Origin of the sequence: Colwellia sp. BRX8-9 (assembly GCF_014077245.1) — a bacterium.
Classification (GTDB): domain Bacteria; phylum Pseudomonadota; class Gammaproteobacteria; order Enterobacterales; family Alteromonadaceae; genus Colwellia_A.
On sequence record NZ_JACGVN010000002.1, the window covers coordinates 265,631 to 284,152 of the forward strand.

16 protein-coding genes are annotated in these 18,522 nt (G+C 38.2%); 13 read left to right on the forward strand and 3 right to left on the reverse strand.

What is annotated here, in order from left to right:
* The first annotated feature begins 2 nt into the window (after window positions 1–2).
* The 11 genes from H4J70_RS20970 (at window position 3) to H4J70_RS03005 (ending at window position 11,438) form a co-directional block, all read left to right on the forward strand.
* Window positions 3–167, forward strand: coding sequence for an invasion associated locus B family protein (locus tag H4J70_RS20970; RefSeq protein ID WP_182250597.1), 165 nt, complete (start codon window positions 3–5; stop codon window positions 165–167).
* 84 nt (window positions 168–251) lie between these two features.
* A complete protein-coding gene (gene ndk, locus H4J70_RS02960) occupies window positions 252–683 on the forward strand; it encodes a nucleoside-diphosphate kinase (protein ID WP_070374808.1) in 432 nt (143 codons plus the stop codon).
* A gap of 339 nt (window positions 684–1,022) precedes the next feature.
* Entirely contained in the window at window positions 1,023–2,195 is a 1,173-nt protein-coding gene (locus H4J70_RS02965; protein ID WP_070374807.1) for a bifunctional tRNA (adenosine(37)-C2)-methyltransferase TrmG/ribosomal RNA large subunit methyltransferase RlmN, read from the forward strand.
* Between the two features lie 122 nt (window positions 2,196–2,317).
* Entirely contained in the window at window positions 2,318–3,541 is a 1,224-nt protein-coding gene (gene pilW / locus H4J70_RS02970; RefSeq protein WP_182250598.1) for a type IV pilus biogenesis/stability protein PilW, read from the forward strand.
* Window positions 3,538–4,536, forward strand: a complete 999-nt coding sequence (locus H4J70_RS02975) for a RodZ domain-containing protein (protein WP_182221154.1) — start codon at window positions 3,538–3,540, stop codon at window positions 4,534–4,536. The genes pilW and H4J70_RS02975 overlap by 4 nt, the downstream gene beginning before the upstream one ends.
* A 68-nt stretch (window positions 4,537–4,604) precedes the next feature.
* Window positions 4,605–5,723, forward strand: coding sequence for a flavodoxin-dependent (E)-4-hydroxy-3-methylbut-2-enyl-diphosphate synthase (gene ispG / locus H4J70_RS02980; protein WP_070374804.1), 1,119 nt, complete (start codon window positions 4,605–4,607; stop codon window positions 5,721–5,723).
* Window positions 5,724–5,907: 184 nt separating this feature from the next.
* Window positions 5,908–7,182 (forward strand): histidine--tRNA ligase, encoded by a 1,275-nt coding sequence (gene hisS, locus H4J70_RS02985; protein WP_182250599.1) that lies wholly within the window; start codon window positions 5,908–5,910, stop codon window positions 7,180–7,182.
* 9 nt (window positions 7,183–7,191) lie between these two features.
* Entirely contained in the window at window positions 7,192–7,830 is a 639-nt protein-coding gene (locus H4J70_RS02990) for a tetratricopeptide repeat protein (protein ID WP_182221153.1), read from the forward strand.
* Window positions 7,831–7,847: 17 nt separating this feature from the next.
* Window positions 7,848–9,053, forward strand: coding sequence for an outer membrane protein assembly factor BamB (bamB, locus tag H4J70_RS02995; protein WP_182213272.1), 1,206 nt, complete (start codon window positions 7,848–7,850; stop codon window positions 9,051–9,053).
* Window positions 9,054–9,186: 133 nt separating this feature from the next.
* Window positions 9,187–10,647: a ribosome biogenesis GTPase Der gene (der, locus tag H4J70_RS03000; protein WP_182213273.1), complete on the forward strand. Its 1,461-nt coding sequence runs from the start codon at window positions 9,187–9,189 to the stop codon at window positions 10,645–10,647.
* 107 nt (window positions 10,648–10,754) lie between these two features.
* A complete protein-coding gene (locus H4J70_RS03005; protein ID WP_182213275.1) occupies window positions 10,755–11,438 on the forward strand; it encodes a PilZ domain-containing protein in 684 nt (227 codons plus the stop codon).
* Here the strand turns inward: H4J70_RS03005 and xseA are convergent.
* Window positions 11,435–12,778 carry an exodeoxyribonuclease VII large subunit gene (gene xseA / locus H4J70_RS03010; RefSeq protein WP_182250600.1) on the reverse strand — a complete coding sequence of 448 codons (1,344 nt, stop codon included), beginning with the start codon at window positions 12,776–12,778 and terminating at the stop codon, window positions 11,435–11,437. The two genes, H4J70_RS03005 and xseA, sit on opposite strands and share 4 nt — an antisense overlap.
* Window positions 12,779–13,218: 440 nt before the next feature.
* Here xseA and guaB point away from each other — a divergent pair, with 440 nt between their 5' ends.
* Together guaB and guaA are read left to right on the forward strand one after the other, a co-directional pair.
* Window positions 13,219–14,691, forward strand: a complete 1,473-nt coding sequence (gene guaB / locus H4J70_RS03015; protein ID WP_182213278.1) for an IMP dehydrogenase — start codon at window positions 13,219–13,221, stop codon at window positions 14,689–14,691.
* A 364-nt stretch (window positions 14,692–15,055) separates the two neighbouring features.
* Complete coding sequence (gene guaA, locus H4J70_RS03020; protein WP_182221150.1) at window positions 15,056–16,633, forward strand: glutamine-hydrolyzing GMP synthase; 1,578 nt, start codon at window positions 15,056–15,058, stop codon at window positions 16,631–16,633.
* 205 nt (window positions 16,634–16,838) lie between these two features.
* Here the strand turns inward: guaA and H4J70_RS03025 are convergent, their stop codons facing one another.
* Both H4J70_RS03025 and H4J70_RS03030 read right to left on the reverse strand, forming a co-directional pair.
* Window positions 16,839–17,624, reverse strand: a complete 786-nt coding sequence (locus tag H4J70_RS03025; protein ID WP_182250601.1) for a YdiY family protein — start codon at window positions 17,622–17,624, stop codon at window positions 16,839–16,841.
* On the reverse strand, window positions 17,614–18,444 hold the full coding sequence (locus H4J70_RS03030; protein WP_182250602.1) for a mechanosensitive ion channel family protein: 831 nt from the start codon (window positions 18,442–18,444) through the stop codon (window positions 17,614–17,616). The genes H4J70_RS03025 and H4J70_RS03030 overlap by 11 nt, the downstream gene beginning before the upstream one ends.
* Between the last annotated feature and the right edge of the window lie 78 nt (window positions 18,445–18,522).

An 18,522-nucleotide genomic window follows, 5' to 3' on the forward strand; every position in this document is an offset into this window, starting at 1 on the left:
GTATGATTAAAATCGATGATGTTTTACTCAATGAGATGAAAAACGCTAAGGTCGGTATGATCGCTTTTGCTTTAGAGAGTAAAAAGCAACTTACGTTACCCATATCTCTAGAAGGATTCGAGGCTGGGTTCAAGACATTAAAATCAAAAAGAGTACTAAGTGAATAATATTAGTTTTTTTGTTCAAATTCGTCTATAATCGCGCCAAAATTTATACACCTATTTTATCTAAAATATATATAAGGGCTTATCATGGCTATCGAACGTACTTTTTCTATCGTAAAACCAGACGCAGTTGCTAAAAACTTCATTGGTCAAATTTATAACCGTTTTGAAACTGCTGGTTTAAAAATTGTTGCTTCTAAAATGATTCACTTAAGCCAAGAAAAAGCTGAAGGCTTTTACGCTGAACATAGCGAACGTCCTTTCTTTGGCGCTTTAGTTTCATTCATGACTTCTGGTCCAGTTATGGTTCAAGTTTTAGAAGGCGAAAACGCTGTTCTTAAAAACCGTGAAATCATGGGTGCTACTAACCCAGCTGAAGCACTTGCTGGTACTATCCGTGCTGATCTTGCTGATAGCATCGACGAAAATGCTGCTCACGGTTCTGACGCTTTAGAATCTGCTGCACGTGAAATTGCTTACTTCTTCTCAGATGACGAAATTTGCCCACGCACTCGTTAATCTGATATTAAACGTTGTTAATGGCGAAACTTCTGTAAGAAAAGTGCTCACTTACTAACGTAAGCTCCGCGCTATCCTTTTTGAATTTTCATCATTAACTTAGTTTAATCTAGAAATAGAATATTAAAGGGTTTTACTGTTTCCAGTAAAATCCTTTTGTTATTTTTAGAGTTATAATAAACCTTAAGCTTTTTAATTTACTAACTCTCTGTTTTACAAAAAGAGAAATTTAATTAAAAACGTTAAGGTTTGATATAATTTGATCTGTAAATTGTCATGTTTTGTATGAAAGCTGTACAATTGTTTTTTGTAATTTTGTTGTTTGAGAAGTAGTGAATCATGAGTGAAGTGACTGAAGTTGTAAGCCCGACCGTATCTGCGGTAAAGAAGAAAGTAAATCTATTAAACTTGGACCATCAAGGGATGCGTGAATACTTTGCTTCAATTGGCGAAAAGCCATTTCGTGCCGATCAAATGATGAAATGGATATATCATTTTGGTTACTCTGATTTTGAATTAATGACTAATTTGAACAAAAAATTACGTGAAAAATTACAACGTGAAACAGAAATTAGCGCACCAGAAATATCTGAAAAGCAAGTATCAACTGACGGCACGATAAAATACTCTTTACGCCTCGAAGGTGGTCAAGAAGTTGAAACAGTGTGGATCCCTGAAAACGATCGCGCAACATTATGTGTATCCTCGCAAGTCGGTTGTGCACTTGAATGTACGTTTTGTGCCACGGCGCAACAAGGCTTTAATCGCAATTTGTCTATGAGCGAAATTATTGGTCAAGTATGGCGTGTTGCTAATGATATTGGCGCGACACGTATCGCTGGAAAACGTCCCATTACTAATATTGTTATGATGGGAATGGGCGAGCCGCTTTTAAATATGAAAAATTTAATTCCAGCGCTTGATACTATGTTAAATGATTTAGGCTACGGCCTCTCAAAACGTCGAGTAACAGTGAGTACTTCTGGTGTAGTACCGGCGCTTGATATGTTAAAAGAAAAAATAGATTGTGCATTAGCTATTTCAATTCACGCGGGTAACAACGAGCTTCGTGATGTATTGGTCCCGATAAACAAAAAGTATCCTTTAGAAGAGTTTATTGCGGCAGCTGGACGTTATATTGATGGTTCAAAAGCTAATAAGCAGGCAACGATTGAATATGTGATGTTAGATCATGTTAATGACAGTACTGACCAAGCACATGAACTTGCTATCGCTTTGAAAGATTTACCGAGTAAAATCAATCTGATCCCGTTTAATCCTTACCCTGGATCGCCTTATAAACGTTCAAGTAATTCACGTATTGACCGTTTTGATAAAGTACTGCAGTCATATGGTTTAACCGTTATTACTCGCCGTACCCGTGGTGATGATATTGATGCAGCTTGTGGCCAATTAGCCGGTGATGTTTTTGATAGAACAAAGCGAACAGCAATGAACTCTTCAAAAAATGACGAGTCTAAAGCCCAAGAGATTTCAGTTAAACTGGTCTAACACTTTATTCTCGAGGTATTTATACCCGTTCGACAGCATGCTAGTTCAACAAGCATCTTGAAGTAGATCGGGTATAGGTATAATCTGTAATTATTACATTACGATAAGTGACATTCTGCCATATGATTAAATTTCTGCCGCGGTTATTTATAACGAGCGTTATCGCTTTGTTAATTGTCCTTTCTGGGTGTGTAACACAAAATTATGAGAACGACAGTACAATACCTGTAGTAGAAAGTGACTCAAGTAATAATGAAATGGCGATGACTCGAATTTCATTAGGCCTTGGCTATTTAAAAATGGGAAATACTAGCCAAGCGAAATTAAACTTGGAGAAAGCAAAGCGCTTTTCACCGAACTTATCCCAAGTTTATACGGCCTTTGCTCATTATTATGATGTGGTTGGCGAATCACAGCTTGCTACCAATGCTTATGAACAAGCGTTATCAATCGATGAAAAAAATCCAGATACCTTAAATAATTATGGGGTTTTTCTTTGTCGACATGAAAAGTATGCTGACGCTGAAAAATACACTTTAAAAGCGATAGCAATCCCAACGTACTTAATGGTCTCGCAAAGCTACGAAAACCTGGCGCTTTGTCAACTAAAAGCCGGTGAATTTGTTAAGGCTGAAAAATACTTTACAAAATCTATTCAGCATAGTCCTAATCGTGCATCAGCTTTATTACAAATGGTTCGCTTACAGTACGCTATTGGCGATTATAAATCCGCGCAACGTTATTTGAAACGTTATGAAAAAGCAACTCGTCGCTTTAGTCCTGAAGCACTTTCATTGGCTTATAAGGTTTTTGAAAAGCAGCGCAATTATCGTACAGCTAAAAATTATGCCAGTATGTTGGTAAAAATGTTCCCAACTTCTTACCAAGCTAAGCAATATATTTTAAATGCGCTTGAGCATACTGAAGCGGATGACTTAGCAAAGATTTATCAAGCATCGATATTAACAACTAGTGACGCTTTACCACCGAAACGTGTCGTTGTTTTGTCACCGAATAAGCCCCAAAAAAAACGGCTAAAACAACAGGCTAAAAAAGCAACAGTTGCTAAAAGTACTAACGTAGAGACGATGAGTATCAAGGATACCCAAGAACAGTTAAAGGATGACCTTGAAGCAAAAATACATATTATTGTCAAAGGCGACAGTTTATTTAGCCTCTCAAAAAAATACAATATTCATATGAAGACACTAGAGCGCTGGAATAATATTACTCGTAGCGATATTTTAAAGCTAGGCCAAACGTTCTATGTTTATTTACCAGAGCATACTGATACTATGCCAACCAACAATGCTACTAATAAAGTTGAACAAGAGAAAACCCAATGACCCATGTTGAAACGCCTAATAATATCAAAAAGGCACAAGCTACTGCATCATCAGAACCCTTGCATAACAGTTCCGAAGACGACCTTTCTGACAATAGTAAAATCATTGGGCCGGGACAAATTCTTAGTGATGCTAGAAAAAAAGCAGGCTTAACTCAGCAAGAGGTTGCGAGTAAACTCAATTTTCGTCTTACTTTAGTTAATGAGATAGAAAGTGAGCTGTTTAATAGTAATTTGCCGGAAACTTATAATCGCGGCTATTTACGTAGCTATGCAAAATTAGTTAATGTTTCTCAAGATGATGTATTGGTAAGCTATGAACAATTAAATATAGCTAAAGCACAAGTTTCTAAACTACAAAGTTTTTCTAAAGGCACGGAAAAGTTAGCAGAAAGTAATCGTATTATGTGGATAAGCTATATCATTTTAGCCATTCTCATTGGTTCTACTATGATGTGGTGGTTGCAAAATAATAAAGAACAAGCTCAAACGCTGGCTGAAGATATTGAGATAATTACTCAAAGTGCTGACGATGTTAACGAAAATCAAACGAGTGATCTTTCGACAGTTAACATTGATAACGTGACTAAAACTATTACTGAGGCACCTTTAGCTACTGCCGTGTTAGAGCCGCAAAGTAATGATATTACACCCGCAGCGGTTAATGTAGAAAATAGTCAAGTGAGCGAAGCTGACATCATTGCAGTTGAAAATACCCCAACAGCAGAGGAAGCATTGACTGAAGTGCCTTTAACTGAAGTCATTTTTACTTTTTCTGGTGACTGTTGGGTAAATATTTCAGATTCAACAGGTGAGCGCATTGCTTGGGGTGTGAAAAAATTGGGTTACGTTATGACAATATCTGGGCAAGCACCTTTTGATGTTACCCTAGGAAGACCTGAATTAGTGGCAATAAACTTTGCCGATGAAGTCATTGATATGAGTCAGTTTAACAGTGGTAATATCGCTAAATTTACTTTGCCTGTTACCAATTAGTCATTAGCATTTTGTATAAATAACGTTTGTTGCGCTTAAGTGACAAACCACCAAAGTTGTGAATTATTATGTTTAAAGAATCTCCAATCATCCGCCGTAAATCTCGTCAAATAATGGTGGGTAATGTTCCTGTTGGTGGCGATGCACCGATAACTGTGCAGTCAATGACCAATACGTTGACGACTGATGTGGCAGCAACCGTTGCACAAATTAAAGCATTAGAAGGTGTGGGTGCTGATATTGTTCGGGTGAGCGTACCGACGATGGATGCAGCCGAAGCCTTTCGCGAAATTAAAAAACTAGTGAAAGTTCCACTGGTTGCTGATATCCATTTTGATTATCGAATCGCCTTAAAAGTTGCTGAGTATGGCGCAGATTGTTTACGTATTAATCCTGGCAATATCGGCCGCGAAGACCGAGTGCGTAGTGTTGTTGAATGTGCACGTGACTTAAATATTCCTATTCGTATTGGTGTAAATGGTGGTTCATTAGAAAAGGATATCCAAGAGAAATATACTGAACCAACGCCAGAAGCACTTTTTGAATCGGCAATGCGCCATGTTGATATTCTAGATAGGCTTAATTTCGATCAGTTTAAGGTTAGTGTTAAAGCCTCAGATGTATTTCTTGCGGTCGAATCTTACCGTTTATTAGCAAAGCAGATTGATAACCCACTTCACCTTGGTATTACCGAAGCAGGTGGCTTGCGCTCTGGCTCAGTAAAGTCTTCTGTAGGTTTAGGCTTGTTATTAGCTGAAGGAATTGGCGACACGTTACGCATTTCTTTGGCAGCAGATCCCATAGAAGAAATTAAAGTCGGTTTTGATATTTTAAAGTCACTAAAATTACGTAGTCGAGGTATCAATCTTATTGCTTGTCCAAGCTGTTCTCGCCAAGAGTTTGATGTTATCGCCACCGTTAATGCGTTAGAACAACGTATTGAAGATATATTAACGCCAATGGATGTTTCTATTATTGGTTGTATCGTTAATGGTCCGGGTGAAGCGATTATTTCTGATTTGGGCTTAACGGGTAGTAGCCGAAAAAGTGGTTATTATTTAGATGGCATCCGCCAAAAAGATCGCTTTGATAATAATAACTTAGTAGACCAGCTCGAAGAGCGAATTCGTGCTAAAGCGAAACTTCTTGATGCGGCTTACAAAATAAAATTTAAAGAAATAGAGTAATAAAATAACTTTAAAAAGAGCGAAACGTTATAGCGGTGACAGTTCAGTTGAAACCTGCATTTTGAGGTATCACAGCTGTACTATTTACGTTTCGTCTCAAACTGCCTATAATGCGCGCTGCACTTAATTTTTCCCGTTTTATATAAATATCTATTTTATACAATAGATGAAAGAGAGCCTTACTTTGAGCAAAACATTACAAGCCGTCAGAGGGATGAACGACTGTTTACCCACTGAAACTCCTATTTGGCAAATGGTTGAATCAGTTTTACGCCGAGTTGCTAGTAGCTATGGTTTTGCTGAAATACGTATGCCGATTGTCGAGTCTACTGGACTTTTTAAACGATCTATTGGTGAAGTTACTGATATCGTTGAAAAAGAGATGTACACTTTTGATGACCGTAACGGTGATAGCTTAACACTGCGACCAGAAGGTACAGCATCATGTGTGCGTGCAGGCAATCAGCATGGTTTATTATATAACCAAGAACAACGTTTATGGTACATGGGGCCGATGTTTAGGCATGAACGCCCACAAAAAGGTCGTTATCGTCAGTTCCACCAATTCGGCTTAGAAGCCTTTGGAATTGGAACACCTGACATAGACGCAGAAATTATTATGCTAACTTCTCGTCTTTGGCGGGAACTTGGCATCAATGAGTTTGTCACACTAGAGCTAAACTCGTTAGGTTCAAATGAAGAGCGTGCAAATTATCGCGATGCTTTAGTTGTTTTCTTAACAGAAAAAGAAGATCAGCTTGATGAAGACTCTAAACGCAGAATGCATACCAATCCATTACGCGTTTTAGACAGTAAAAATAAAGATGTACAAGCCGCTTTAGTGGGCGCACCAAAATTAAGTGATTATTTTGATGATGAATCTAAAGCTCACTTTGCGGGTGTTTGTCAGCGTTTAGATGCTGCGGGTATTAACTATATTATTAATGACCGCTTAGTTCGCGGTTTAGATTATTACAATCGTACGGTATTTGAATGGGTGACTGACAGCTTAGGCGCACAAGGTACTATTTGTGCGGGTGGTCGTTATGATGGCTTAGTCGAACAACTTGGTGGCAAAGCAACACCAGCATTTGGTTTTGCCTTAGGTATTGAACGCTTGGTACTCATGTTAACGAGCTTAGAAAAAGCTAACAATATTCGTGCACAAGTTGATGTTTATGTTATTGGTTTAGGTGAGGGGGTTGATATTCAAGCAGCGCTACTCAGTGAACAATGGCGTGACCAAGTTAAAGATATTCGCATACAAAACCACTGCGGTGGTGGTAATATGAAAAAACAAATGAAACGGGCAGATAAATCGAGTGCGCAAGTAGCAATTATCATCGGTGAAGATGAACTTGCTGAGCAAAGCGTGACGATAAAATATTTGCGTGGACAACAAGAACAACAGAAGGTGTCGCTTGAACAAGTGCCAGCTTTATTAAACAGTTTAATTTAAGGTGAAGTAGTGGACGTTTATCAAACAGAAGAACAACAAGTCGAAGCCATCAAAGGTTTTTGGAAAGAAAATGGTACTGCAGTTATTGCCGGTTTAGTTTTAGGTTTTGCTGGTTTTATTGGCTTTAACGTATATAAAGATACCCAACTTGAGAATGAAGTTTTAACGTCTGATGCTTATCAAACAGTGATGGAAAGTGCTGGTGTAGACGGAAAGGCTTTTTCAGCAAGTGCAAGTAAATTTATTGCTGAAAATAAAGACTCTAGCTACGCATCATTAACGGCGCTTGCGCTAGCAAAAGAAGCGGCTACTCATAAAGATTGGCCACAAGTTGCTATTCACTTGGCAAGTGCTATTGAAAGCTCTACCAATCAAGGTATTAAAGCTATCGCAAGTGTTCGATTAGCGCGTGTGCAAATTCAACTTGAGCAATACACTGAAGCATTGGCAACCCTATCGGTTACACTGCCAGAGTCATTTAAAAGTGCGATTGAAGAAACTAAAGGCGATGCATATTTCAAGCAAGGTAAAGTAGAACTTGCTCGTAATGCTTATCAAGCAGCACTTGACGTTGAAGGTCAAACAAATAATGGTGCCTTACAAATGAAATTAAATGATTTAGCCCAATTATCATCGATTGCTAAATAAAGAGGCTAATCATTCATATGTTAAAAAAATTACGCTTTAATAGAAAGTTATTAGTGATAGCGCTAGTGTCCTTAGGGCTTGTCGCTTGTTCTTCAACTGACGAAGAAGATGAAGCGACTAAAGTTGCTGAATTAACAGAAATCAAACAAGCTTTTGATGCTGATGTGCTCTGGGAAACCAGTGTCGGTAATGGTGTTAGCGATTATTTTTCACGTATTAAACCTAATGTTGCTTACGGCAAACTTTACAGTGCTAGTCGTTACGGTGATGTTGTTGCTTTGGAACTAGAAAATGGTGAAGAAATTTGGTCAACAGATTTAAGTGATGTAAAAGGCGAACGCGGCTTTTTTGAACGTCGACAATCTGCTTTATTAAATGGCGGCCCAATTTTAGGTATTCAAAAAGTCTTTATTGGCAGTGAAAATGGCGAAGTATTCGCATTAGATGCTGATACAGGTAAGCTTGATTGGCAAGGAAAAGTAAAAGGCGAAGTTATTGCAGCTCCTGCCATTGATGCTGGTATTTTAGTTGTCAATACTGCTTCAGGTGTCATCAAGGCTTTTAACGCTTCGAACGGTCAAGATGAATGGCAAATCGAACAAGAAGTACCAGCATTAACGTTACGTGGTGTTAGTTCGCCAGCGATTTCTTCTGGTGGTGTGATGGTTGGTTCAGCTAATGGAACCATGAGCGTCTATATTCTTGAAACTGGTCAACAAGGTTGGACAGTAGAAGTTGGTGAAGCCGGTGGCTCGACACAATTAGAGCGAGTCATAGATGTTGACTCTGCGCCACTTATTTATGGCGATAAAGTTTATAGTATTTCTGTAAAGGGTAATTTGACCGCTATAGATTTACGTACCGGTCGGATGATTTGGGAACGTCAGTATTCGTCATATCATGATATGGCTATTAGTGGTAACAGCCTATTTTTAACTGATATTAAAGGCCATATTTATGCGGTTGACCGTTTAAACGGTTTTGAAAAGTGGAGCCAACTTGCACTGACTAATCGTGGTGTTACCGGTCCTGCTATTATTGGTGATTATATTGTTGTTGGCGACTTTGAAGGCTATCTTCATTTTATCGACCAAACAACAGGTGATATCGTTGCACGTCATGAAGTTGACAGTAGCGGTTTAAATATAGCACCCACGGTACACGAAAATATTATTTACGCACAATCACGTAATGGTGATTTGCAAGCGATAAAAATTCCATAAGTCTTTTTATCAGCTAGAATTAAACGGCTCCATTGCAGAATGCATTGGAGCCGTTGTTTGTTATTAAATAGAGTAAAAGTTTTGCATTTTGCATGACGTTGTTTACTCTACAAATGAATTTATAGAGGTAAACATGCTTCCAGTTGTTGCACTTGTCGGACGTCCTAATGTTGGCAAATCGACGTTATTTAACCGATTAACCCGAAGCCGAGATGCTCTCGTAGCAGATTATCCTGGCTTAACGCGTGACCGTCAATATGGTCAAGCGAAAGTAGAAGATCACCCATTTATTGTTATTGATACCGGCGGTATTAATGGTAATGAACAAGGTATTGACGCATTAATGGCCGAACAGTCATTAATGGCGATAGCAGAAGCCGATGCTGTTTTATTTATGGTTGATGCTCGTGATGGTTTAACATCAGCGGATATCGGTATCGCTGACTACCTTCGTAAACAAAATAAGAAAATATTTTTGGTTGCGAATAAAGTTGATGGTATTGATGCTGATTCTGCCGTTGCTGAATTTTATGAATTATCACTGGGTGATACCGTTCATAAAATTGCCGCCGCGCATGGTCGTGGTGTTACACAATTATTAACACTGGCATTAACACCTCATATAGAAGCACTTGGTGAAGCACGTGAAAATGATGAGTTTGATGGTTCACAAGAATTCTCAGCTAAAACTGATGAAGAAAAAATTGCCGAAGCACCGTTTGAAAATGATAAAATCAAACTTGCTATCATTGGTAAACCTAATGTGGGTAAGTCAACACTGACTAACCGTATCTTAGGTGAAGACCGCGTTGTTGTTTTTGATGCGCCAGGTACCACTCGCGATAGTGTCTATATCCCGATGGAACATGATGGCCGTGAATATACATTAATTGATACTGCAGGTATTCGTCGTCGTAAAAACGTGACTGATGTTGTAGAAAAGTATTCTGTTATTAAAACACTACGTGCCATAGAAGATGCCAATGTTTGTTTGTTAATTATTGATGCTCGTGAAGGTATTACCGATCAAGATTTAAGTTTACTGGGCTTTATTTTAGAAGCAGGTCGTTCTTTGGTACTTGCGGTTAATAAATGGGATGGTTTAGAAGAGCATGTTAAAGATCGTATTAAAACCGAACTAGATCGTCGTTTAGGTTTTATTGATTTTGCACGTATCCACTTTATCTCTGCTTTACACGGTACCGGTGTTGGCCATTTATATGAGTCAGTTGAAGAAGCTTTCATTTCAGCAACTAAACGTATATCTACCTCAATGGTTACCAAAATATTAGATATGGCCACATTTGATCATCAACCACCGATGAGTCAAGGACGCCGCATTAAGCTTAAATATGCGCATGCCGGTGGTTATAATCCACCTATCATTGTTATTCATGGTAATTTAGCCAAAAAGCTTCCTGTTTCATATAAACGCTATTTAATGAATTATTACCGTAAATCATTAAAAATAATGGGTACGCCGATTAGAATTGAGTTTAGAGAAACAAGTAACCCGTTTGCTGGCAAGAAAAAGTTAACTTATACCGAGCAAAAGAAAATGGCCAGAGCTACTGAAGGTTATAAGAAAGACTAAAAACTTACGTTTTTTTTGATAATAATTTAACATTACTGAAGCCAATCATTTGATTGGCTTTTTGCTAAGTGCTACATTTAAAATACTTATTCTTAAATGTTAACATTATGGCAGCCACTCCTAAAAAAATTGCATTGGTTAACCGCTTAGACAGAAACCTTGGCTTATTGCAGTCAGGCTCAACGATTACTATCGATATAGCCACACCAGCCGGACAAAAAGCAAAGTTTCGTAGCACCTTCATTGGCTACCTCCCCAAGCATTATGTTTTAGTGCAATTTCCTGATGCAAATAAATTAGGGAATTTTTCCCAATATATTACCCAAGGTGCTGGTATTACGGTGCGAGGTTTAATTGAAGGGCATGAGGGCGCGGTGGTTGCTTTTATCAGTAATGTTAAACAAACCTTACAAATACCCTCGAGACTAATTGTTCTTGATTTTCCACGTTCTGTTAGCTTACAAAGCTTACGTTCAGCGATGCGCATTGATACCGATATTGTTGCTAAGATAAATATTGCTAAAGAATATTGGCAAGCGACCATTATAGATATTTCTGTTAATGGCTGCCAAGTATTGATCACTAACGGCGAGTCGTTAGTGATGGAAAAAAATAAATCTGTCGAATTAATTGTCGAAGACTTTCAAGGATTAGGAAATTTAAAGTTTTCTGCAGAAACCTGTAGCTACAAATCACAAGCTAATGGCCTTTGTATCGGTTTAAAGTTTGAAGAAAAAAGTAAAGCATCAGTGATAAAGTTACTTCAGCATGCCGTTATTGCTGAAAATTAAATCTTATCAATAACTTGGCTTAAAATACGACCATCACTGACTTGAATAGATATTTCGTCGCCAATACTCACTTGATCTTTTGTGCGAACAATTTGCTGATGACTATTTCGACTGACACTATAACCACGGGCAATAGTCGCGAGCGGACTGACAATATGGAGCTGCTCAATAATGCTAACAAAGTGCTCAGATTTATTTTTTACGCTAACGTCTAATGCCCGTTGTAATCTGTCATCTAAGTGGCGCAAGGTACTTTGATGTTGAATGATCACTTTTGTTGGATCTACGTGTTGTAAATCGCGTACTAACTTTTCGGGTTTTTGTTTGAAACGTGCCAATTCACGTTTTATTGCTTTATCTAAACGAATATTCAATTCATCTGATTTTTGTTGATGCTGCTGAAGTTTTCTTTCTGGATGAACTTGCGTTAAGCGATGATTAAGGTTTTGTAGGTCTGAGTTTTCTTGTTTTACTTTTTGAGTAAATAACTGCTGAGCCCGCTTTGATAATTCTTGTAAGCGACTTTGTAACTCACTATTGTCTTGTGAAACCAGTTCTGCTGCCGCTGAAGGTGTTGGCGCTCTTAAATCAGCAACGAGATCACTTAATGTTGTGTCTACCTCATGACCGACAGCGCTGATAATTGGAATGCGGCTATGAAAAATAGCATTGACTACGTCTTCTTCATTAAAGCTCCATAAGTCTTCTAGAGAGCCTCCTCCACGACCAACAATTAATACTTGGCATTCTTCACGTTGATTAGCGATATCGATGGCATGAACAATGTCATTCTTAGCATGCTCGCCTTGCACAAGTGCAGGGTATATAACGATAGTAATTGCTGGATTACGTCTTTGCAAAACAGATATGATATCTTTAACTGCAGCACCCGTTGGCGAGGTAACTATGCCAACCGTGTTAATATTTTTAGGAATGGCTTGCTTGAACTGCTGAGCAAACAAACCTTGTGCATTGAGCTTACTTTTTAATTGCTCAAATTGTTGTCGCAATAAACCTTCACCCGCATCCTCCATCATTTCAATAATTAATTGAAAATCACCTCGTGGCTCATACAAAGAAACCTTGGCGCGTACTAACACCTGTTGGCCGTTGCGAGGCGTTGAACCACCCGCTAACCTTACTCGTCGATTGTTGCCCTTAAACATTGCGCAACGCACTTGCGATTTACTGTCTTTGAGTGACAAATACCAATGACCCGAGCTAGCAGCAATGAAATTTGAGATTTCACCACACAACCATACTGTATTAAGTTCACTTTCTAGCATGAACTTAACTTTTCTCGTCAGTTCACTTATCTGTAAAATGTGCTGCGTAGCCATAAAATACTTACTTTATCTAATGTTAAGGCGATTTGAGTCGATATATCTGCTTTGCTTGAATATGAATGTTTCAGCAAACCTAAGCGAATCATAATCTAAGCACATATTTTTGTTAAAGGTTATTCCCTTAAATAAAATGTAACGACGCGTATTACTTATTCCGATTCCCGAAGGGGGGCTTATGAACACTTTATTTTACGTTATTGATTTCAATAATAGAATAACTATTATTTTCAATCAATATCTTGCTTAAAGGCGTTTATAATTCCCTTTGGATCTTACCTATTAAAGTGGAACCAGTAAATTATATATTCCTTTAAACTCCTCAGAGATAATTATTTCAGTTTATCGTTAAATTTAAGTTGTTCTTAAACCACAAAACGGTTAAAATTCTGCCGCAATATTCACTCCCTAACCAACCTTTTTAGAGAGATGTTGCGATGCTAAGAATTGCCCAAGAAGCACTAACTTTTGATGATGTATTACTTGTACCTGCTCATTCAGAAGTACTCCCACATACGGCCGATTTAAAAACTAAATTAACCCGTAAAATTAATTTAAATATACCTATGGTATCTGCATCTATGGATACAGTTACTGAAGCACCTTTAGCTATTACACTAGCGCAAGAAGGTGGTTTAGGTTTTATTCATAAAAACATGACCATCGCTGAGCAAGCGGCTAACGTATTAAAAGTTAAAAAATACGAAAGTGGTATTGTTTCCGATCCCGTGACCGTCAATGCTAACTTTACTATTGAAGAAGTCATGCATAAAGCTGATGATCTTGGCTTTTCAGGTTTCCCTGTTGTTGATGAAAATGGCAATCTTACCGGTATAATTACTGGCCGTGATTTACGCTTTGAAACAGACTTAACTAAGCCTGTCTCAGCGTTAATGACGACTAAAGAAAAATTAGTCACGGTTAAAGAAGGTGCCGCGCGTGAAGAAATACTTGGCTTAATGCACAGTAACCGTATTGAGAAAATTTTAGTGGTTGATGATGCCTTTAAATTAGTGGGTTTGATCACAGCTAAAGATTATCAAAAAGCTGAAAGTAAACCTAATGCTTGTAAAGATAAATTAGGTCGTTTACGAGTGGGCGCCGCTGTCGGTGTCGGCGCGGGTACTGATGAACGTATTGACGCGTTAGTTGCCGCAGGTGTTGACGTCTTATTAATTGATACTTCACATGGTCATTCCCAAGGTGTTCTTGATCGAGTAAAAGAAACCCGTCAAAAATATCCTGACTTACAAATTGTTGCTGGCAATGTGGCGACAGGGGCTGGTGCAAAAGCATTAGCCGATGTTGGCGTAGATGCGGTTAAAGTTGGTATAGGCCCAGGTTCAATATGTACTACGCGTATTGTAACTGGCGTTGGAGTACCACAATTAACGGCTATCTCAAATGCAGTAGAAGCGCTTAAAGGTACTGGCATTCCTGTTATTGCCGATGGTGGTATTCGATTCTCTGGTGATATTGCTAAAGCACTGGTTGCTGGCGCGCATTGTGTGATGGTTGGTAGTATGTTTGCTGGAACCGAAGAAGCACCTGGCGAAGTAGAACTTTATCAAGGTCGCTATTACAAATCATATCGCGGTATGGGCTCTTTAGGCGCAATGAGCCAGAAAGAAGGTTCAAGTGATCGTTATTTCCAGAAATCTGATGGCGAAGCTGACAAGTTGGTACCGGAAGGTATTGAAGGTCGTGTTGCTTATAAAGGGCCTGTTTCTGCAATTATCCACCAGCAGATGGGCGGATTACGCTCATCAATGGGTTTAACCGGCAGTAAAGATATTGAGACCATGCGAACTAAACCCGAGTTTATGAAAATTACCTCGGCAGGTATGGGTGAGTCGCATGTCCATGACGTAACCATCACCAAAGAAGCACCAAACTATCGTATGGGGTAGTAATATTGGTTGAGTTATTTAAGCTCGATTTCTGCGTTGCAAGTGCTCATTGACTATCGTCAACTCCGCGCTAGCGCCTTGAACTAGAGCTAAAATATTCTCAACTTGATGCATTGAAAATATTCTTAGTTACTTTTAGTTAACTGGAAAACAAAAGATTCTACAGGCTGAGTTATCAATAAATAACTCAGCCTGTTCATTTTATAAATCCGCTCTAAATGAATGAGCTTTAGGCAAGGCTGTTGAGTAATTAAACAAATGACTTATCTTATTATAAATAAGGTTTTATAAATGATTTTGTTTCATTACGAATACAACGCAGTATAAAGTTTAGACATAACGAGCGTTAAAGTAGGAAAACAACATGAGTAAAGACATTCATGATCACCGAATACTAATTTTAGATTTTGGTTCACAATATACTCAGCTAATTGCTCGTCGCGTACGTGAAATAGGTGTTTATTGTGAACTTTGGTCTTGGGATGTAACCGAAGAGCAAATTAAAGGTTTTAACCCGACAGGTATCATTCTAGCTGGCGGCCCTGAGTCGGTCACTGCAGAAAATTCACCTCGTGCACCTGAATATGTTTATAACGCTGGCGTTCCTGTTCTAGGTATTTGCTATGGCATGCAAACAATGGCTGAACAACTTGGTGGTGGTGTTGAAAGTTCAACGCACAAAGAGTTTGGTTATGCCGCGGTTGAACTTATTGCTAAATCTGCGTTATTCAACAATGTTGAAGACAGTATTGGTACTAACGGTAATGCTTTACTAGATGTCTGGATGAGCCACGGCGACAAAGTGTCAGCTATACCAACAGGCTTTGTTACGGTTGCACAAACAGCAAGTTGTGCTTATGCAGCAATGGCAAACGAAGAAAAGCAATTCTATGGTGTGCAGTTTCACCCTGAAGTGACCCACACTAAACAAGGTTTACGCATTTTAGAAAACTTTGTTGTTGAAATTTGCCAGTGTGAAAAATTATGGACTTCATCATCAATCATCGATGATGCTATTGCAAAAATGAAAGCTCAAGTCGGCGACGACGAAGTTATCTTAGGTCTTTCAGGCGGTGTTGATTCATCAGTAGTTGCTATGTTATTACATCGAGCGATTGGCGATAAATTGACCTGTGTATTTGTTGATAATGGTTTACTTCGTTTAGATGAAGGCCAGCAAGTCATGGATATGTTTGGCGATCACTTTGGTTTAAATATTATAAAAATTGAAGCCGAAGATAGATTTTTAGACCGCTTAGCGGGTGAAAGTGAGCCAGAAGCAAAACGTAAAATTATTGGTAATGTTTTTATTGATGTTTTCGAAGAAGAGTCGAATAAGTTAGATAATGCCAAATGGTTAGCACAGGGCACTATTTACCCTGACGTCATTGAATCGGCCGCCTCAGCGACCGGTAAAGCGCATGTTATTAAATCACATCATAATGTTGGCGGCTTACCTGATTACATGAAACTAGGCTTAGTTGAACCATTACGTGAGTTATTTAAAGATGAAGTACGTAAAATAGGCTTAGAGCTTGGCTTACCGTACGATATGCTTTACCGCCATCCGTTTCCTGGCCCTGGGTTGGGTGTACGTATTCTAGGTGAAGTTAAAAAAGAATATGCTGATTTATTACGTCGTGCCGATGCTATTTTCATTGAAGAATTACACAAGCATGATTTATACACCAAAGTAAGCCAAGCGTTTACCGTATTTTTACCGGTAAAATCAGTAGGAGTTATGGGCGATGCCCGTAAATATGATTGGGTTGTATCATTACGTTGTGTTGAAACCATCGACTTTATGACAGCACGTTGGTCACATTTGCCTTATGATTTCTTAGGTTTAGTGTCTAATCGGATCATTAACGAAATTGATGGTATTTCACGTGTCGTTTATGATATTTCAGGTAAACCACCCGCGACGATTGAGTGGGAATAAACAGCACTTTTATTACTTATAAATAATAATGGCCTTAGCATTTAAATGTTAGGGCTTTTTTTTATTATTTTTTTATAGATGGTTCTAACAAGTAAAAATAAAGTAGGTGATGAGATCTGTGTTGAGAGAGAGTCGGGATGAAAAGGAAATATATTTAGCCTTCAAAAGAGTTGAAGGCTAAATAAAGCATCTTAGTTTAGGTCAACTAGAAGCTATAAACGAGCGTTAACGCCGTTTGAGTATTGGTGTTTTCTTTGCCTTCTTCAACATCAGTATTATAATCAATCTTAAAACTAACTTTTAATTGTAACGTTGAAATAAGCTTAGTAGTTATTGAGCTTTCTGCTTGATAATTACTGTTTTCACCACTTTTAGTCGCATACTTAGCAACAAATCGCTGCTTAAATTTAACATGTTCGTTTAAATTACGCGTATACAAAGCTTGTGCTTGTATAATGAAAGCAGACTTGTTTTCAGTATACTCATTACCATTTTCATCTTCTAAACGTACAACGTCTTTTTTATAACCGGGTCCGATATCAGCATCAAATGTGCCTGTTTTACTTTCAAACCAACGACGACCCCAACCAGCAGATATAGAGCTTTGAGTCTCAAATCCGCCAAAACGATTATCGTCGTGAGATACATTAGCGTATACGTAGTTAGTTTTTTTAGCGCCAATGGTATAGTTAGTTTGACCGACTATTTTCCATTGCTGATCTGTTGTTTGAGATTGTTGAACACCCTCTTCATCTTCAATCTCTGCTTTACTTGCAAGCAAGTCAAAGCGAACAGTACTTCGCCATAAACCTAATTCATGATCTAAATCGAAGCCAGCTTTTATATCTGTGCTTTTATTGTCACCCGTTTTAAATAGTGCGCCTAATTCAGCAGACATACTTAATGGATCTTTTGGAGCGACTGCTTCTTCGGCAAAAGCATTAAGTGATAAGCTGCTACATAAAGCAACCATTGCTAATTTATTGTTCATTTTTGGTCTCTTGATTAACATGTACAGAAAGTTGTGGAAAAGGTATTTCGATACCAGCTTTGTCTAATTCTATTTTAATCGCTTCTAGCAAATCAAAATGCACAGGCCAATAGTCTGCTGTTTTTACCCATGGACGAACGACAAAATTCACTGAACTATCAGCTAAGGCACTAACACCAACAGTAATAGCTTGGTCTTTTAATACTAAATCATGATTACTCACAACATCTTTTAGTATTTGCTTTGTTTGTTTTAAATCTGCGCTATAACCAACACCAATGACTAAATCTATTCTTCTGGTTGCTTTAGCTGAATAATTTGTAATGGTGCCACTTGTAATGCCACCATTAGGAATAATAACTGTTTTGTTATCACCTGTTCTTAACTGTGTTGAAAATACATGAACCTCTTCAACAATACCTGCGGTACCTGAAATCTCAACAAAATCACCGGCTTTAAAAGGCTTTAATGAAATTAACAAAATACCTGAGGCAAAGTTTGATAATGAACCCTGTAATGCTAAGCCTATTGCAAGACCTGCAGCACCAACAATAGCCACTAATGAGGTGGTATTAAAACCTAAGTGAGAAATCGCAGCAATAAAGGCAACCATCACAACTAAGCCATAAATTAAGCTAGCGATAAAAGAAGTTACGGTATTATCGAATTTTTTGTGAGTAAGGATTTTTTTTGTTGCAGAACTGATCAGTTTTGCGACAAATTTACCAATCACAAAGATAGCGATCGCGATGATAAATTTTATTAGATTTTCTTGTAACATAGCCTGGTTTTCAACTAACCAATTAGTAATATTGTCCATTTTTTGTACTCCGTTTAAAAATTGTGGAATATTATAGTGAATTTGACAACATATTTCTAATAATATTACATTTTTCTA

What these genes read in the sequence shown, in the direction of transcription:
- H4J70_RS20970 (WP_182250597.1), top strand. Translation starts at nt 3, where the DNA reads ATGATTAAAATCGATGATGTTTTACTCAATGAGATGAAAAACGCTAAG.
- ndk (WP_070374808.1), top strand. Translation starts at nt 252, where the DNA reads ATGGCTATCGAACGTACTTTTTCTATCGTAAAACCAGACGCAGTTGCT.
- H4J70_RS02965 (WP_070374807.1), top strand. Translation starts at nt 1,023, where the DNA reads ATGAGTGAAGTGACTGAAGTTGTAAGCCCGACCGTATCTGCGGTAAAG.
- pilW (WP_182250598.1), top strand. Translation starts at nt 2,318, where the DNA reads ATGATTAAATTTCTGCCGCGGTTATTTATAACGAGCGTTATCGCTTTG.
- H4J70_RS02975 (WP_182221154.1), top strand. Translation starts at nt 3,538, where the DNA reads ATGACCCATGTTGAAACGCCTAATAATATCAAAAAGGCACAAGCTACT.
- ispG (WP_070374804.1), top strand. Translation starts at nt 4,605, where the DNA reads ATGTTTAAAGAATCTCCAATCATCCGCCGTAAATCTCGTCAAATAATG.
- bamB (WP_182213272.1), top strand. Translation starts at nt 7,848, where the DNA reads ATGTTAAAAAAATTACGCTTTAATAGAAAGTTATTAGTGATAGCGCTA.
- der (WP_182213273.1), top strand. Translation starts at nt 9,187, where the DNA reads ATGCTTCCAGTTGTTGCACTTGTCGGACGTCCTAATGTTGGCAAATCG.
- H4J70_RS03005 (WP_182213275.1), top strand. Translation starts at nt 10,755, where the DNA reads ATGGCAGCCACTCCTAAAAAAATTGCATTGGTTAACCGCTTAGACAGA.
- xseA (WP_182250600.1), bottom strand. Translation starts at nt 12,778, where the DNA reads ATGGCTACGCAGCACATTTTACAGATAAGTGAACTGACGAGAAAAGTT.
- guaB (WP_182213278.1), top strand. Translation starts at nt 13,219, where the DNA reads ATGCTAAGAATTGCCCAAGAAGCACTAACTTTTGATGATGTATTACTT.
- guaA (WP_182221150.1), top strand. Translation starts at nt 15,056, where the DNA reads ATGAGTAAAGACATTCATGATCACCGAATACTAATTTTAGATTTTGGT.
- H4J70_RS03025 (WP_182250601.1), bottom strand. Translation starts at nt 17,624, where the DNA reads ATGAACAATAAATTAGCAATGGTTGCTTTATGTAGCAGCTTATCACTT.
- H4J70_RS03030 (WP_182250602.1), bottom strand. Translation starts at nt 18,444, where the DNA reads ATGGACAATATTACTAATTGGTTAGTTGAAAACCAGGCTATGTTACAA.